We start from the raw sequence: 1,326 nt of genomic DNA, 5'->3' as shown, positions 1-1,326 counted from the left end.
GCCGCCACCGTCACCTCCCGCACCCCGCGCGTCTCCAGCGGCCGCCCCGAGCTGACCGAGGCCGCCATCGTGGTCTCCGGCGGCCGCGGCGTCGGCGAGGCGGCCGGCTTCGGCGTGGTCGAGGAGCTCGCGGACGTGCTCGGCGCGGCCGTCGGCGCCTCGCGCGCCGCCGTCGACGCCGGCTGGTACCCGCACACCAACCAGGTCGGCCAGACCGGCAAGCAGGTCTCGCCCCAGCTGTACGTGGCGAACGGCATCTCCGGTGCCATCCAGCACCGGGCCGGCATGCAGACCTCGAAGACCATCGTGGCCGTCAACAAGGACCCGGAGGCCCCGATCTTCGAGCTCGCGGACTACGGCGTGGTCGGCGACCTGTTCGCCGTCCTGCCGCAGCTCACCGACGAGGTGAAGAGCCGCAAGGGCTGAGCCTGAACACCTGGGGCCTCTCCTTCGGACTACACCGCCCACCCGGCGTGATCCGGGGGAGGGGCCCCTGGCCTGTCCGGCGCCAGGGCCCTTCCGGTCCTGTCGCCGACGTGCAGACCGCTTGAGGCCGAGGCGCAGCGTGGAGGGTGTGGCACCGGGTACCCGGTGCCACACCCTCCTTCGCGTGTTCGCGAGGCCCGCAGGCCCCCGGCCTCACTCCGCGAAGGCCGCCAGGTGCTGGGTGAAGCCGCCCTGGTTCGGCGGCAGCGGGCGCGGCTCGACCGGCTCGACCGGCTCCGGCTCCTCGTGCGGGAGCAGGATCAGCTCGGGCTGCTCCGAGTCCGCGGACGGCGTCAACCGGACTCGGGTGCCCACCGGGACGATGCTGCGCAGACCGTTGACGACACACCACACGTCGAAGCCCTCGGCCATCCGGATCAGGGACTTCTGCCGGGCCAGCGGCGTGCGCGCCTGCTCCACCGCACAGCGGCGCACCACGCCGGTGCCCTCGCTGCGCTCCAACCGCAGGTCGGTGGAGCCGCAGGTGGGGCAGAGCAGCCGCTGGAAGGTGGGGTTGTGGCACCAGTCGCAGCGCTGGAAGTGCAACGCGACGTTCTCGGTGTCGGAGTCGATTGCTGAGTGGACCACGCTGTCATCTCCCTGCGCTCGGACTGTCGGCCTTACGCGAAAAGAATAGGGAACTCAGTGCCGCCATGTGAAGGCACTGAGTTCCCTTTTTGCTGCGCCCATGCATAATGAAGGGTACTGAGTACCGTCGCGAAACAGGAGTACCGATCATGAGCCAGGACTTCGATCTCTTCCGGATCTCCGAGGAGCACGGGATGCTCCGTGAGGCGGTGCGTTCGCTGGCCGAGGCGAAGATCGCTCCGTTCGCGGCGG

General features: G+C 70.4%; 2 protein-coding genes. One reads left to right on the top strand and one right to left on the bottom strand.

Annotated features, from left to right (window positions below; all coding sequences use genetic code 11):
• Window positions 1–426 (top strand): electron transfer flavoprotein subunit alpha/FixB family protein (locus ACGFZP_RS39455; RefSeq protein ID WP_392942328.1); only part of this gene is annotated, 426 nt, incomplete at its 5' end.
• Between the two features lie 213 nt (window positions 427–639).
• Here ACGFZP_RS39455 and ACGFZP_RS39450 read toward each other — a convergent pair.
• Window positions 640–1,074 (bottom strand): hypothetical protein, encoded by a 435-nt coding sequence (locus ACGFZP_RS39450; RefSeq protein WP_392942325.1) that lies wholly within the window; start codon window positions 1,072–1,074, stop codon window positions 640–642.
• Window positions 1,075–1,326: the final 252 nt, after the last annotated feature.

This window comes from Kitasatospora sp. NPDC048239 (assembly GCF_043202015.1).
GTDB lineage: Bacteria > Actinomycetota > Actinomycetes > Streptomycetales > Streptomycetaceae > Kitasatospora.
This window is presented reverse-complemented; position numbering and strand designations above follow the sequence as displayed.